15 protein-coding genes are annotated in these 14,412 nt (G+C 74.2%); 7 read left to right on the top strand and 8 right to left on the bottom strand.

Annotation, left to right across the window (positions count from 1 at the left end):
• Positions 1–3 precede the first annotated feature (3 nt).
• Positions 4–1,536: a glycoside hydrolase family 3 protein gene (locus tag BJP40_RS19695; protein WP_071281498.1), complete on the top strand. Its 1,533-nt coding sequence runs from the start codon at positions 4–6 to the stop codon at positions 1,534–1,536.
• Between the two features lie 75 nt (positions 1,537–1,611).
• On the opposite strand, the gene nagB is transcribed toward BJP40_RS19695, so the two are convergent.
• Positions 1,612–2,397 carry a glucosamine-6-phosphate deaminase gene (gene nagB, locus BJP40_RS19690; protein ID WP_071281497.1) on the bottom strand — a complete coding sequence of 262 codons (786 nt, stop codon included), beginning with the start codon at positions 2,395–2,397 and terminating at the stop codon, positions 1,612–1,614.
• 128 nt (positions 2,398–2,525) lie between these two features.
• On the opposite strand from nagB, the gene BJP40_RS19685 reads away from it, so the two are divergent.
• Positions 2,526–3,572, top strand: coding sequence for an SIS domain-containing protein (locus BJP40_RS19685; RefSeq protein WP_071281496.1), 1,047 nt, complete (start codon positions 2,526–2,528; stop codon positions 3,570–3,572).
• Positions 3,573–4,268: 696 nt separating this feature from the next.
• Positions 4,269–5,738 (top strand): sensor histidine kinase, encoded by a 1,470-nt coding sequence (locus BJP40_RS19680; protein WP_071281495.1) that lies wholly within the window; start codon positions 4,269–4,271, stop codon positions 5,736–5,738.
• A gap of 115 nt (positions 5,739–5,853) precedes the next feature.
• Here BJP40_RS19680 and BJP40_RS19675 read toward each other — a convergent pair whose 3' ends face one another.
• Positions 5,854–6,111, bottom strand: a complete 258-nt coding sequence (locus BJP40_RS19675) for a WhiB family transcriptional regulator (protein ID WP_071269594.1) — start codon at positions 6,109–6,111, stop codon at positions 5,854–5,856.
• A 320-nt stretch (positions 6,112–6,431) separates the two neighbouring features.
• Positions 6,432–7,400 (bottom strand): diacylglycerol kinase family protein, encoded by a 969-nt coding sequence (locus BJP40_RS19670; RefSeq protein WP_071281494.1) that lies wholly within the window; start codon positions 7,398–7,400, stop codon positions 6,432–6,434.
• A gap of 69 nt (positions 7,401–7,469) precedes the next feature.
• Between BJP40_RS19670 and BJP40_RS19665 the strand changes: the two genes are divergently transcribed.
• On the top strand, positions 7,470–7,898 hold the full coding sequence (locus tag BJP40_RS19665) for a hypothetical protein (protein ID WP_071269598.1): 429 nt from the start codon (positions 7,470–7,472) through the stop codon (positions 7,896–7,898).
• 75 nt (positions 7,899–7,973) lie between these two features.
• On the opposite strand, the gene BJP40_RS19660 is transcribed toward BJP40_RS19665, so the two are convergent.
• The 5 genes from BJP40_RS19660 to BJP40_RS34425 form a co-directional block, all read right to left on the bottom strand.
• Positions 7,974–8,948, bottom strand: coding sequence for an RNA polymerase sigma factor SigF (locus BJP40_RS19660; RefSeq protein ID WP_079169422.1), 975 nt, complete (start codon positions 8,946–8,948; stop codon positions 7,974–7,976).
• Positions 8,945–9,358 (bottom strand): anti-sigma regulatory factor, encoded by a 414-nt coding sequence (locus BJP40_RS19655; RefSeq protein WP_071270557.1) that lies wholly within the window; start codon positions 9,356–9,358, stop codon positions 8,945–8,947. The genes BJP40_RS19660 and BJP40_RS19655 overlap by 4 nt, the downstream gene beginning before the upstream one ends.
• 240 nt (positions 9,359–9,598) lie before the next feature.
• Positions 9,599–10,570: a 1-aminocyclopropane-1-carboxylate deaminase/D-cysteine desulfhydrase gene (locus tag BJP40_RS19650; protein ID WP_071281493.1), complete on the bottom strand. Its 972-nt coding sequence runs from the start codon at positions 10,568–10,570 to the stop codon at positions 9,599–9,601.
• 45 nt (positions 10,571–10,615) lie between these two features.
• Positions 10,616–11,206: an N-acetylmuramoyl-L-alanine amidase gene (locus tag BJP40_RS19645; RefSeq protein WP_071281492.1), complete on the bottom strand. Its 591-nt coding sequence runs from the start codon at positions 11,204–11,206 to the stop codon at positions 10,616–10,618.
• Positions 11,207–11,270: 64 nt separating this feature from the next.
• Entirely contained in the window at positions 11,271–11,855 is a 585-nt protein-coding gene (locus BJP40_RS34425) for a hypothetical protein (protein WP_071281491.1), read from the bottom strand.
• Between the two features lie 197 nt (positions 11,856–12,052).
• Here BJP40_RS34425 and BJP40_RS19635 point away from each other — a divergent pair, with 197 nt between their 5' ends.
• The 3 genes from BJP40_RS19635 (at position 12,053) to BJP40_RS19625 (ending at position 14,281) form a co-directional block, all read left to right on the top strand.
• The gene (locus BJP40_RS19635) at positions 12,053–13,114 is read left to right on the top strand and encodes a family 2 encapsulin nanocompartment cargo protein polyprenyl transferase (RefSeq protein ID WP_071281490.1); all 1,062 of its coding nucleotides are present in this window, start codon (positions 12,053–12,055) and stop codon (positions 13,112–13,114) included.
• A 358-nt stretch (positions 13,115–13,472) separates the two neighbouring features.
• Positions 13,473–13,763, top strand: coding sequence for a hypothetical protein (locus BJP40_RS19630; protein ID WP_071270623.1), 291 nt, complete (start codon positions 13,473–13,475; stop codon positions 13,761–13,763).
• Positions 13,764–13,825: 62 nt separating this feature from the next.
• Complete coding sequence (locus BJP40_RS19625; RefSeq protein ID WP_071281489.1) at positions 13,826–14,281, top strand: DUF6304 family protein; 456 nt, start codon at positions 13,826–13,828, stop codon at positions 14,279–14,281.
• The last annotated feature ends 131 nt before the right edge of the window (positions 14,282–14,412 follow it).

Here is a 14,412-nt window from a genome sequence, read left to right as displayed (position 1 = left end):
TCCATGACTGCACCCGCACGCGGCGCCACCGACACGCTCACCCGGGACGCCCTCACCGTCCTCCAGCCGGGATTCGTCGGCACCACCCCGCCCGACTGGCTGCTGCGCCGGGTCGGCGAGGGCCTCGCCGCCGTGGGCCTCTTCGGCCGCAACATCACCTCCCCCGAGCAGCTTGCCGCGCTCACCGCCCGGCTGCGGGCCGAGCGCGACGACGTCCTCGTCGCCATCGACGAGGAGGGCGGCGACGTCACCCGCCTGGAGGTCGGGGAGGGTTCCTCGTTCCCCGGCAACCTCGCCCTCGGCACCGTCGACGACCCCGCGCTGACCCGCGCCGTGGCCCACGAGCTGGGCCGCCGGCTCGCCGCCTGCGGCGTCGACTTCAACTGGGCGCCCTCCGCCGACGTCAACTCCGACCCGGACAACCCGGTCATCGGCGTCCGGTCCTTCGGCGCCGACCCCGAGCTGGCCGCCCGGCACACCGTGGCGTACGTCGAGGGCCTCCAGGCCGCCGGCGTCGTCGCCTGCGTCAAGCACTTCCCCGGGCACGGCGACACGAACGTGGACTCGCACCTCGCGACCCCCCGCATCGATGTGGACCTGGACACACTGCACGCCCGTGAGCTGGTGCCTTTCCGCGCCGCCATCGCCGCGGGTTCCAAATCGGTGATGAGCGCGCATATCCTGCTGCCCGCGCTCGACCCCGACCGCCCCGCCACCCTCAGCCCGCGGATCCTCACCGGACTGCTGCGCCGGGAGCTGGGCTTCGACGGCCTCATCGTCACGGACGGCATGGAGATGGAGGCCATCTCCGGCACGTACGGGATCGAGCGCGGCTCCGTCCTCGCGATCGCGGCGGGCGCCGACGCCCTGTGCGTCGGCGGCGGCCTCGCCGACGAGGAGACCGTACTGCGCCTGCGCGACGCGCTGGTGGCCGCGGTACGGAGCGGTGACCTGCCCGAGGAGCGACTGGCCGACGCGGCCGCGCGTGTGCGCGAGCTGGCGTCCTGGACCAGGACGCACCGGGCGAGGGGGGCACAGACGGGGCCGGGCGCGGCGGTGCAGGAGGGGACCGCGCCCGGCACCGACATCGGCCTCGTGGCGGCGCGGCGGGCCCTGCGGGTCACGCCGGGGGAGAAGCCGTACGAGCCGGCCGGGCCGGGAGCCGGTGCGCCCTACGTGGCGTCCTTCGCCCCGGTCGCGAACATCGCCGTCGGCGACGAGACCCCGTGGGGCCTCGGCGCCGAGCTGGAGCGGCTGCTGCCGGGCACCCTGACGGGGACGTACGGCCCGGAGGCGGCTGTTCAGGACGTGCTGCGGGCGGCGGGGGAGCGCCGGATCGTGGCCGTCGTGCGCGACGCGCACCGTCACGCCTGGATGAGGGAGGCGCTGGACGGGCTGCTCGCCGCCCGCCCCGGCACGGTCGTGGTGGAGATGGGCCTGAACCAGGCTCCGCCGCGCGGGGCGCTGCACATCGCGACGCACGGGGCGGCGCGGGTGTGCGGCACGGCGGCGGCGGAGGTCATCGCCGGCCGCTGAGCGCGCACGAAGCACGGGAGCCGGGCACCTTCTGGTGCCCGGCTCCCGTGCTGCGCGGCGTCGTGCCGCCCTGCTCTACAGGCCCTGCCAGGAGGGCTTGTTCGCGTAGGTGTGGCGGAAGTAGTCGGCGAGCTTCAGCTTCGACGCGGCGGCCTCGTCGACGACGACCGTGGCGTGCGGGTGCAGTTGGAGCGCGGAGGCGGGGACCAGCGCGGACACCGGGCCCTCCACGGTCTGCGCGACGGCCTCCGCCTTGCCCTCCCCGGTGGCCAGCAGCACCAGGTGCCGGGCCTCCAGGATGGTGCCGATGCCCTGGGTGATGACGTGGTGGGGGACCTGCCCGATGTCCCCGTCGAAGAACCGGGCGTTGTCGATCCGGGTCTGCTCGGTCAGCGTCTTGATGCGGGTGCGGGAGGCGAGCGACGAGCAGGGCTCGTTGAAGCCGATGTGCCCGTCGGTGCCGATCCCGAGGATCTGGAGGTCCACGCCGCCGGCCTCGGCCAGCGCCCTGTCGTACGCCTCGCACGCGGCCTGCACGTCCTCGGCGGAGCCGTCGGGCCCCATGAAGGCGTCGGGGGCGAGCCCCAGGGGCTCGACGACCTGCCGCAGCACGGTGGAGCGGTACGACTCGGGGTGCCCGGCCGGCAGCCCGACGTATTCGTCCAGCTGGGCTATCCGGGCACGGGAGACGTCGACCGCGCCGGAGCGGACCCGGGCGGTGAGGGCGTCGTAGATGGGCAGCGGGGTCGAGCCGGTGGCCACGCCGAGCAGCGCGTCGGGCTTGCGGCGCAGGAGGTCCGCGATGGCTCCCGCGATGAGCTCGCCGCCTGCCGTGGCGTCCGGGACGATGACAACTTCCACGCTGGGCCTGCCGATCTGGAGAGTGGTGGTGGTCGGTCGGTCGCTCTGGTGGTATAGACCAATCTGGGGTCCAATCTAGCAGAGCGTGCGGTTGGCGGACCCCGGTCATCACTGGTCGACTGGGACCCATGAACGAGGAACGGGGCCGCTTGATGGCCGCCGAGATCGCGGAGCAGCCCTCGGCGCTCCGCCGCATCCTGGACCGGGCCGCACCGGAGATCCGCGAGACGGCGCGGCGCATCGCGGAGCGGCGGCCGCGCTTCGTGCTGCTGACCGCCCGGGGCACCTCCGACAACGCCGCCCTGTACGCGAAGTACCTGCTGGAGATCCGGGCCGGGCTGCCCTGCGGGCTGTCGTCCATGTCGACGACCACGGCCTACGGCGCGAAGCAGGACCTCACGGACGTCCTGGTGATCACGGTCAGCCAGTCGGGAGGCTCCCCGGACCTGGTCGCCTCCACGCAGGCGGCGCGGGAGGCCGGGGCGATCACCCTGTCCGTGACCAACAACCCGGACTCGCCTCTCGCGGCTGTCACGGAGCACCACATCGACATCCTGGCCGGCCCCGAGCGGGCTCTTCCGGCGACGAAGACCTACACGTCCTCGCTGCTCGCCCTCTACCTCCTCGTCGAGGGGCTGCGGGGCGGCGACGGCGCGGACGCGCAGGCCCTGCCGGAGCTGGCGGCCCAGATCCTGGCCCGCAGGGACGAGGTCCGCACGCTCGCGGCGCGCTACCGCTTCGCCCAGCGGATGGTGCTGACCTCGCGGGGCTACGGCTACCCGACGGCGAAGGAGGCGGCGCTGAAGCTGATGGAGACCAGCTACATCCCGGCCCTGTCGTACTCCGGCGCGGACCTGCTGCACGGCCCGCTGGCCATGGTCGACAACGTCTCCCCGGTTATCGCGGTGGTGGCCGCGGGCCGCGGCGGGGAGGCCCTGCAGCCCGTCCTGGACCGGCTGCGGGCCCGGGGCGCCGACCTCTTCGTGGTCGGCCCGCAGGCCCAGGTGCGCGAGGCGTCCGCGGGCTTCGTGCTCCCGGTGGACGGACTGCCCGAGGAACTCCAGCCGGTCCTGGAGATCCTGCCCCTCCAGATGCTCGCGTACGAGATCACCGTCGCCCGCGGCCAGGACCCCGACGCCCCCCGGGCCCTGGCGAAGGTGACGGAGACCCGCTGAGACGGCGGCCCGCGGGGGCGGGGCCCGCAGAGCCGAAGCCCGCTGCGACGGGGACCGCTGCGGTGAGGGCGGCCGTGGCGGCGGGTGCGGCCGGGGCCGGGCGGGGCCGCGGACGTGCCGGTGCAGGGTCCGGCGGGCAGAGGCCGCGCGGGGGCCGGGCGGCTCGGTGGCCGCCTCGGGGCGGGGGCCCGGTCGGTCGTGCCGGCCGCACTGTCCGGGTGCCGCGGGCAGTGCGGCGGTCACGGGGTGGGCGGGGGCGGCGGCGGTGCGGTGGGCGGCGCCCGGGGGCGCGGCCCACAGGGGGCGCGGCGGCAGCGGGGTCCCGCCGCGGTGGGCGGCGGCCGAGAAGACCACGGGTGCGGCGACCCGCAGGGGCGTGGGGCCCGGAAAGACCCGCGGGCCGCGGCGCCGGTGCGGGACCCTCAACCCGCATTCGGCACCGCAGCCCGGAGTTGCTCCGGCCGTCGGGTGTGCGGTCCCACGGCCGTGGTGAGGAACCGGTCAGTCAGGGCAGAGAGCCCGGTCCCTCGGTCCACCCTCCTGTGCGGGGAGGATGGAGGTCTTCAGTTCTCCCGACATTGTGGACTAGACCACTGAGGGCTGTCCATCCGTCGGTGCCCGTCCTGGTCCATCCTCCACCACGGACCGGCAAAGCACCAGGTTCCCGCACCCGGGTACGCTCGCAGCGTGCCGTCCATGAACGATCTCGTACGCCAGCACACCGCCCTGAGCGAGTCCGACCTCGAATGGCTCCATCTGCTGGTGTCGGAGTGGCAGCTGCTCTCCGACCTCTCCTTCGCCGACCTGGTGCTGTGGGTACCCACCCGCGACGGCACGCGGTACGTCTCCGTCGCCCAGATGCGCCCCAACACCGGGCCCACGTCCTACCAGGACGACATGGTCGGCCACCTGGTGCCGCGCGGCCGCCGCCCACTGCTGGACGCCGCCCTGGACGAAGGCCGCATCGTACGCGAAGGCGACCCGGAGTGGCGCGAGGAGGTCCCCGTACGGGTCGAGTCGATCCCCGTGCGCCGCGAGGGCCGCGTCCTGGGCGTGATCGCCCGCAACACGAACCTGCTCACCGTCCGCACCCCCTCCCGGCTGGAGCTCACCTACCTCCAGTCGGCCTCCGACCTCGCCCAGATGATCGCCGTCGGCTCCTTCCCGTTCCCCCAGGAGCAGGTCGACATGGACGCCTCACCGCGTGCCGGCGACGGCCTGATCAGGCTCGACGCCGACGGCGTCGTCCAGTACGCGTCCCCGAACGCCCTGTCCGCCTACCACCGCCTCGGCCTCGCCGCCGACCTCGTGGGGCAGCACCTCGGGCAGGCCACCGCCGAGCTGGCGCCTTCCCGCGGCCCCGTCGACGAGGCCCTCGTCAAACTGGCCAGCGGCTACGCCCCCCGCGAGACGGAGGTCGAGGGCAACGGCGGCGTCATCCAGCTGCGGGTCATCCCGCTGGCCCCCAAGGGCACCCGCATCGGCTCCCTCGTCCTGCTCCGCGACGTCACCGAACTACGCCGACGTGAAAGGGAGTTGATCACCAAGGACGCCACCATCCGGGAGATCCACCACCGGGTGAAGAACAACCTCCAGACGGTGGCCGCCCTGCTGCGCCTCCAGGCCCGCCGCATGGACTCCGAGCGCGGCCGGGAGGCCCTCAACGAGGCCGTGCGCCGCGTCGGCTCCATCGCCATCGTGCATGAGACGCTGTCCCAGAACCTGGACGAGCGCGTGGAGTTCGACGACATCGCGGACCGCGTCATCTCGATGGTGGCGGAGATCTCACCCGGCAAGGTCGCCTGCCGGCGCACCGGGCGCTTCGGCATCCTGGACGCCGAGGTCGCCACGCCGCTGTCGATGGTCCTCACCGAGATCCTGCAGAACGCCCTGGAGCACGCCTTCGCCCCCGGCGAGCAGGGCACGGTCGACGTCACGGCGGTGCGCGGGGACACCCGGCTCCCGGACGCGCGGCTGCTCATCACCGTCCAGGACAACGGCCGCGGACTGCCCGAGGGCTTCGACCCGCAGCGCGCGGGCAACCTCGGCCTGCAGATCGTCCGCACCCTGGTGGAGGGGGAGTTGGGTGGCACGTTCGACATGCGCCCGGCTGCCGAGGGCGGCACGCGCGTGGTGCTCGACGTGCCCGTGCGCCCCCAGAGGTGAGGTGCGGGAGCCGGCGGTGACAGCAGCGAGCCCCGGACCGTTTCGTCGCGGTCCGGGGCTCGAATGCTGTGGGTTACTGCTGCGCGCTGCTGTTCGGGAGGCGCGGTGGCGGTGCTCAGGCGCTCGCGTTGCGGGCCCGGTTGCGAGCGGCGCGGCGCTTCATCGCGCGGCGCTCGTCCTCGCTGAGGCCACCCCAGACGCCGGAGTCCTGACCGGTCTCAAGCGCCCACTGCAGGCACTGCTCCATCACGGGGCAGCGTCGGCAGACGGCCTTGGCTTCCTCGATCTGCAGCAGCGCAGGACCGGTGTTGCCGATGGGGAAGAACAGCTCGGGGTCTTCCTCACGACAAACGGCGTTGTGACGCCAGTCCATGGCTGCTACCTCTCCTTGGTGTTGCATGCAAGTTGCTTGTGAATGTGAACGCTTTCACGAATCCCCCCGCAAGGGAAGGGCCGACAACCAGAAGTGTCTGGGAGTGGGTCCTGAGATGAGGAGGGGTTCTGGCTCTCTCTGGAGGCCGGTGTTGCGGGCCGTCCCGATCGCCACGTAGAGACTCGCAAACCTCGACGGCGGATACAACCCCTTCCGAGAAGTTTTTTTGGATTCCTCGGTGTCGGCTCCGTCACAGCCGTACTTCTTAGGGGTGGACCCCAGTCCGTACGTTCGAGATAAAGGGCCAACGGCCCTTCCGCTCACACAATCACACCCAGTGCACGGCGAACGCCTGTGAACTTCACGCTCGTGCGCAGCCCCAGGTGGTCTCCGTCCATCTGGAACGGCAGTGGCACCTTCGAATGCAAGGTGAACGCGGTTTCGTCATGCAGCGACACCGCGTGCCTGCCCTGCGGCCCGCGCTCCGGCGTCGAGGTGAGCAGCTGCGTCGCGTACCGGGCGACCGCCGGCGCGGACAGCCTGCTCAGCGCGAGCACGTCGAGCGCCGTGTCGAACGACGCCTCCGGCGCCGCGTACACCGGGCGGTTGCCGAGGTACGTCCAGGGCGCGGTGTTGCAGACAATCGACAGGACCAGGTCGTCGACCGGGGCGTGCCCCGGACGCTCCAGAGTGATCGTGCCGCGTCTGCGGTGCGGGTCGCCGAGGAGCTGGCGGGCCACCTGGCGCAGGTACAGCGCGTGCGTCGACCGCTTGCCCAGTTCGCGCTGGCGCTCCACCCGGCCCACGACACCCGCGTCGAAGCCGAGGCCGGCGCAGAACGTGAACCACCGGGCGGGCACCCCTTCGTCCTCGCTGCCGGGCGAGCCTCCCGCCAGGCCGAGCCCCACGGTGCGGCTGCGGCGCTCGCGCAGCGCGTCGAGGATCGCGCCGGTCGCCTCCACCGCGTCGTTCGGCAGCCCGAGGGCGCGGGCGAAGACGTTCGTCGACCCGCCCGGTACGACGGCCAGCCGCGGCAGCCGGTCCGGGTCGGGGCCCCCGTGCAGCAGGCCGTTCACGACCTCGTTGACGGTGCCGTCGCCGCCCAGGGCCACGACCAGGTCGACGTCCTCGGACTCGGCGGCCCGGCGGGCCAGGTCCCGGGCGTGCCCCCGGTACTCGGTGGTCACCGCCTCCAGTTTGACCTCGCTGGCCAGCGCGTGGATCAGCACGTCGCGGGTGCGGGCACTCGTGGTGGTGGCTGCCGGGTTGACCACGAGAAGTGCACGCATGCCCGCCAGGGTACCTACCGCGGGGTACCGCGCCCAGGGGGCCCCCGGACGCCGGGCTACCCTGCAAGGGTGAGCACCGAGCCGAACCCCGCCCCCCAGCCACTGTCGCGTCCCACCGCCGTGACGGCCGCCGCGGCCGTGGCGGGCCTGGAGGCGCTCGCCTTCATCGCCGGCGGACTGTACGTCCTGGTCAGCACCCTGACCGGGCGGCCCGACGGGGTCGCCCAGTCCGTGGCGGGCGGGCTCACCCTGATCGTGCTGGGCCTCATCCCGCTGCTCGCCGCGCGCGGACTGCTGCTCCTGCGCCGCTGGAGCCGGGGACCGGCGATCATCATGCAGATCATGGCGCTGCCGGTGGCGTGGACGCTGATCCAGGCGACGGGAGCCGCCGTGCCGGCGGGGGTGGTGCTGGGAGCGGCGGCGCTCGTGGCGCTCGCCCTCCTCCTGAACCCGGCCACCGGCCGTGCCCTCGGCATCACGCCGCCGGGCGGGGCCTGACGCCTGAGGAGCCCCGCCCCGCCGGGGGTCCCGGCGCGGCGGGGGCGGGCGGGGAGGGCCGGCTGCCGCCCCCCGTCACTCCTCCACCAGCAGCCTCTCGCGGAGCTGGGCCAGCGTGCGGGCCAGCAGCCGCGAGACGTGCATCTGGGAGATGCCGACCTCCTGCGCGATCTGCGACTGGGTCATGTTGCCGAAGAAGCGGAGCAGCAGGATGCGCTTCTCCCGCGGCGGCAGGTCCTCCAGCAGCGGCTTGAGGGACTCCCGGTACTCCACGCCCTCCAGCGCCTCGTCCTCCGCCCCGAGCGTGTCCGCGACGGCCGGAGCCTCGTCGTCCGTGTCGGGGACGTCCAGGGACAGCGTCGAGTACGCGTTCGCCGACTCCAGACCCTCCAGGACCTCCTCCTCGGAGATCCCCAGCTTCTCCGCGAGCTCGTGCACGGTGGGCGAGCGGCCGTGCAGCTGCGACAGCTCCGCCGTCGCCGACGTCAGGGACAGGCGCAGTTCCTGCAGCCGGCGCGGCACCCGCACCGCCCACCCCTTGTCGCGGAAGTGGCGCTTGATCTCGCCCACCACCGTCGGCGTCGCGTACGTGGAGAACTCCACGCCGCGCTCCGGGTCGAACCGGTCCACCGACTTGATCAGGCCGATCGTGGCGACCTGGGTCAGGTCGTCCAGCGGCTCGCCCCGGTTGCGGAACCGGCGGGCGAGGTGCTCGACCAGCGGCAGGTGCATGCGCACCAGCTGGTTGCGCAGCTCCGCCCGCTCCGGCGAGCCGTCCGGCAACTGCCGCAGCTCGACGAACATCGCCCGCGCACTGCTGCGGTCGTCCGCCTGCTGCGCCCGGGTGCCGCCCTGCCGCTGGCCCTGCCCGCTCCCGCTCTCACTCATCTGCGCCGCCCGCTTCACCCGCGCCCGCTGGGGCGCCTCCGCAAGACCGTCCTCCGGATGCGGCCGCGCCTGCTGCTCCGGGATGCCCGGGGCGCCCTCCGCCGCGCGGGGCGCCCTGGGGCCGCGCTCCTCGTTCCGCACCGGACCGCCCCCGTCCCTCACGCCGGCCCGGGACCCGCGCCGCGCTGTTTGTACAGGCTGATCGATACCGTGTTGTCCTCGGCGACCGACGAGTCCACCTTGCCGGCCAGGGCCGACAGGACCGTCCACGCGAACGTGTCCCGTTCCGGCGCCCGCCCGTCGGTCGTCGGCGCCGACACCGTGACCTCCAGCGAGTCGTCGATGAGCCGGAACACGCAGCTGAGCACCGAGCCGGCCACGGCCTGCTGCAACAGGATCGCGCAGGCCTCGTCGACCGCGATGCGCAGGTCCTCGATCTCGTCGAGGGTGAAGTCCAAACGCGCCGCGAGGCCGGCCGTGGCCGTACGCAGCACGGACAGGTAGGCACCCGCAGCGGGCAGCCGGACTTCCACGAAGTCCTGGGTCCCGGGCTCGCCTGCGATCTGGGACACCCTCACCTCCAAGGTGGCACAAACTCTTTCGGGGTCCGGGGGAAGCGAGATCTCCCCGGAACCGTGCGGTACGCAGGAGTGCGTAGTCGCCGTGACGCTATCGCGATCCATGGTGCCGTGTCGCCGGGGCCCCTGCGCCCAGCACTTGTCACTCATGGTAAGCATATGGATACGTAACGTGGCTAGGGGTTTGCGGCGTCCAATCCGGAGCATCCGACGGAGGGTTGACGTACCCATACCTCACCCCGTCGAACCGTCCTCCCCGCCCGTACGCTCCGGCCCGCCCGGCCCCGCGCCCGGCTCGGGGCTGCCCGTCACCACCGCTGCCAGTGCCGTACCGGGAGCGAAGGCGCCTTCCTGGGCGAGGCGTACCAGCCCGTACAGCATTTTGGCGACATATATGCGCTCGATGGCGAGCCCATGCCGGGCTCCGAAGTCCTCGGCGAACGCCTCCAGCTCCGGCGTCGTACGGCCGAAGCCGCCGAAATGGAAGCGGCCGTCCAGGCTCCACGTGCCCGCCGGGCCCCCGAAGGCCCGCTCCTGGAGCCGCCGCACCTCATCGCCCAGGAAACCGCCCTTGAGCACCGGGAAGCCCAGCGCCCGCCGACGCGGTCCGAGGCCGGCCGCCAGGCCCGCCAGTGTGCCGCCCGTCCCGCACGCCACCGCGACGACGTCCGCCCGGCCCCTCAGCTCCCGGCCGAGCTCCGTGCAGCCGCGCACCGCGAGCTCGTTGCTGCCGCCCTCCGGCACCACCGCGGTGCCCTCCGGCGCGTCCCGCAGAAGCCGCTCCCGCACCTCCGGGTCGTCCTTCGCCCGGTACGTGGCCCGGTCCACGAACACCAGCCGCATCCCGTCGGCCGCGCACCGCGCCAGCGACGGGTTCAGCGGCCGGTCCGCGAGTTCCTCGCCCCGGACGACTCCGACGGTGGGCACGCCGAGCAGGCGTCCGGCGGCGGCCGCGGCCCGCAGGTGGTTGGAGTAGGCGCCGCCGAACGTGAGCAGGGGCCGTCCGGCCAGCGCCGCCAGGTTCGGGGCCAGCTTGCGCCACTTGTTGCCCACCAGCTCCGGGTGGATCAGGTCGTCGCGCTTGAGCAGCAGCCGTAGCCCGCGCGCGGTGAAGCGCTCGTCCTCCACCTCCTGCAGGGGCGAGGGCAGCCGCGCCCCGAGCGCCCGGAGCGGTCCGGGGGCCGGGGGCTTGCGGGCGTCGTCCATCCACCCATTGTCCCCCGCGTACCGGCGGCCGGACGGACCGCGTGGTCACTTGAGGCGTTCCGCCACCCGCGCCCGCATCGCGTCCATCGTGAAGCCCCGCGGGTCCACCTTCCCCGGCTGCCACTCCAGGTGGCCGATGACCGAGCGGGCCGTCCAGCCGTGCCGACGGCACACGGCGGCGGCGGCCCGCGCGACGGCGTCCAGCTGGACCGCCGGCCACGGATCGTCGCCGTCCCCGAGGTTCTCGCACTCGAACCCGTAGAAGCGGGGGTTGCCGTCCGTGTTCGCCTCGTTGACCGGCGGCAGCCCCCGCTCCGCCACCACGGCCCGCAGGACGTCGTCGTCACCGCGTCCGGCGTGGTTGGCCCGTCCGTAGCCCACCACGTGGATCCGGCCGTCCTTGGTGATGACGCCGTGGCACAGCGGACCCGGCAGGTCCGGTCGGCCGTCGCGGCAGACCTCCACCGTGCGCGCAGCGCCGCTGGTCGCCGTGTGGTGGATCATCACGCCGTGGACCGGCCCCCACGGGCCGACGTGGTTCCGGTTGTGGGCCCGCCAGCCGTCGATCTCGACGACCGTCAGGCCCTCGGTGCGAAGTGCCTTCAGGAAGGTGCCTGCGGAAAGGGGAGTGGCCATGGCGGAAGGGTGCCCTCCGTAAAACCGTTCGCCCGGACCGTGCGAAAGATTCCGGACATCGCGATCACTTCGCGCCGTGCGTCCGGCCCCGCGCCGCGAACCACGGAGGCACTCGCAGACGTTCGAGAAGGCGGCTCCGCTGCTCCGGCACCTCGTCCTGTAGTCCCACTCGTGCGGGTGACGGCGCCCTCACGCACCCGCTGAGATCATCCCTCCGGCAGGCCGGCTGCCCCCATGCACCGACCCCGCGCGGGCACGACGCCCAGACGGCACCCACCGGGTTCGCCGGCCGCTGCGCCCGGCGCACCTTCCGGCCCGGCCGGACCGGCACCGGGGCCGGGGCCGGCACCCCGAGGACCGCGCCCACCTGCCCGCCCACGGCGAGGCCGGGAAGACCGGCACCGGACCGTACGGCGACGAGGCCGCCGTCGACGTGCTCGCCGCCGGCGCGTACGTCGCCGACACCGCCCTCGATGACGATGACGATGACGATGACGACGGCGGCGGCGGCGACGGCGATGACGATGACGATGACGATGACGACGGCGGCGGCGACGGCGATGACGATGACGACGGCGGCGACGGCGACGGCGACGGCGATGACGGCGGCGATGACGGCGGCGATGACGGCGCCCGGGGCTCCACGCACCGGGCCGCGGCCTCCTGCAACGACGCCGGAGCCGACCCGCGCCGACGTTCTCCACCTCGCGGACCGCGGACCGACCCGCACCGGCGCCCCCGCCCGCCCCATGCCCGCGCCCGACCGCGTACCCGACCGGTGCGTATGAGCCACGGCAGGGGGGAAGCCCGAGGGGAGGACACGAGCCGGAGGAGGAGACCGTGACGATGACCAGTCCGGACAGGACCGGGGCACGGCGGGACGGCGAAGACGGCCCGGACGCGGCGGCGCTCCTCGACCGCACCCGCACCGCCGTCGACCCCGTGCTGCGCACCGCAGTCGACTCGCTGCCGGGGCCGCTGCGGCGCGTCGCCGCCTACCACTTCGGATGGGAGCGCGCGGACGGCTCACCGGCCGACGGCCGGGCGGGCAAGGCGATCCGGCCCGCCCTCGTGCTGGCGGCGACCGGCGCTCTCGGCGGGGACCCGGCCGACGCGGTGCGGGCGGCCGCCGCCGTCGAACTGGCGCACAACTTCACGCTCCTCCACGACGACATCGTCGACGAGGACCCCACCCGCAGGAACCGGGCCACGGCCTGGTCCGTGTTCGGCGTCCCCGACGCCCTGGTCACCGGTGACGCCCTGCTCGCGCTCGCCCTACGGGTCCTCGCCGACGACGGGCACGCCCAGGCCGGCGCCGCCTCGGCGCGGCTCGCCACGTGCGTGATCGAGCTGTGCGCGGGCCAGCAGGCCGACTGCGCCTTCGAGGACCGCGCCCCGTCGGACGTGTCCCTGGACGAGTGCCTGCGGATGGCGGAGGCCAAGACGGGGGCCCTGCTCGGCTGCGCCTGCGCCGTGGGCGCCCTGTACGCGGGGGCCGGCGCCGAGGAGGTGGCGGCCATGGACGCCTTCGGGCGCGAGGCGGGACTCGCGTTCCAGCTCATCGACGACCTGATCGGCATCTGGGGCGACCCGGAGCTGACCGGGAAGCCCGCGGGAGCTGACCTCGCCGCGCACAAGAAGTCCCTGCCGGTGGTCGCGGCGCTGACCTCCGGCACGCCGGGCGGCGAGGAGCTCGCCGCCCTCTACCGGGAGCCGCTGCCGGGGGAGAAGGACGTCCGGCGGGCGGCGGACGCCGTGGAGCGCGCGGGCGGCCGGGACTGGGCGCAGACGGAGGCGGGCGACCGCATGGCGCGTGCCCTGGACCAGCTCAGCCTCGCCGTGCCGGACCTGGCGGCCGCGGGGGACCTGCTGTCGCTGGCGGAGTTCGTGACCCGGCGTACGGGCTGAGAGCCCACCGCGTGCCCCCGGCCGGGCCGCCGGGGCGCACGCCTGCCGGCCGGGCTCTGCCGCGGACGCGGGGTGCGCCTTCCGGCCAGGGTGCCGCCTCGGACAGCCCGAGGCCGGCTGCCCCGGCCGGCGGCGGTGCGGCTCCGCGGGGCGGGTGGCTCGGGGGCGCCCCACCCCCGGCGGTGCGCGCTCCTCGTCCCCGGGGCCGCCGGGGGACGCGGCCCGCGACGGCGGTGGCGTGGTGCCCGTGGTCCCGGCCGGACCGGTGGACGGGCGTGTCGGTGCCGGGGCGGGCGTCCGGCCGGCCCCCGGGCGCCGACCGGTCGTCGCGGTGCGGGATCCGGCCTACCCTGAAGGCATGGGCGACGAAGGACGCCGGACCGTCCGTGGCCCGCAGGCCGGCCGGGAGCCCACCTGCCCCGCCTGCCGCCGCCCCGTCGGTACGGTCATCAGACGACACAAGGTGCTCGGCGCGTGGGTGCCGCGCTGGGAGCCGCTCCCCTGCACCCACGCCGACTGCGCCCTCTTCGGGAGGACACCGGGCGAAGCGGAGGACGTCAGGCGCGCCGAGCGCCGCCGGAAGCGGCGCGGCAGGGCCGACGGACGAGCATCCGGGAACGAGCCGGGCAACAGCACCAAGATCGGCTGAAGTCCGGCCGCGGGGGTGTCCGGCTGTACGACGGAGCCAGTCATACCGCTACAGTCCGCGCCATGTCATCGGAAGTCTCTGACTCGGCGGAAGTCCGGACCGGTTGGTACCGGGACCGTCGGGGCGCGGAAGCGATCGTCCTCGCGATGGACGGACGGACCGTCACCACCTGCATCAGGGGTGCGGAGTACACGGGCGGCAGCCTCGCCGCCCTGCGGGCATCGGACGGCAACGGCGGCCTCCCGCTGGCCGGCTGCGTGCTGGAGTGGGACCTGCCGCTTCCCGTCGTCATCGACGACGACGCCCAACACGCCACGCTCAGCTGCCTGTTGAGCCTCGGTGAAGCACTGTCCGACGGCTCACCCGAGAGAGTGGACCTGCAACTCACGCTGCACTTCGGCGGAGCGGCGTACGAGTCGGGGGTCACCGCCGGCGACTTCGAGCAGGCGCTCGGGAGGATCCTGCGCCAACTGCCGCCCGGGGCACGTTTCGCCCGCGGGCCGCTGGCGAACGCCTGACGCCGCGCCCGGACGGCCGGGCGCGGCGCCTTCCCGCGGGGCGCGTCCCGGCCCCGGGCCGGACGCGCTGTGCGGCGCACGGCGGCGGGGCTCCCGCCGTGCGCCGGGCGCGGGCCCTTCCACGTGGGCCA

The organism is Streptomyces sp. CC53, from assembly GCF_001865245.1.
Taxonomy (GTDB): domain Bacteria; phylum Actinomycetota; class Actinomycetes; order Streptomycetales; family Streptomycetaceae; genus Streptomyces.
Note: the sequence above shows the minus strand (reverse complement) of the source record. Positions and strands in the feature narration are given on the sequence as shown.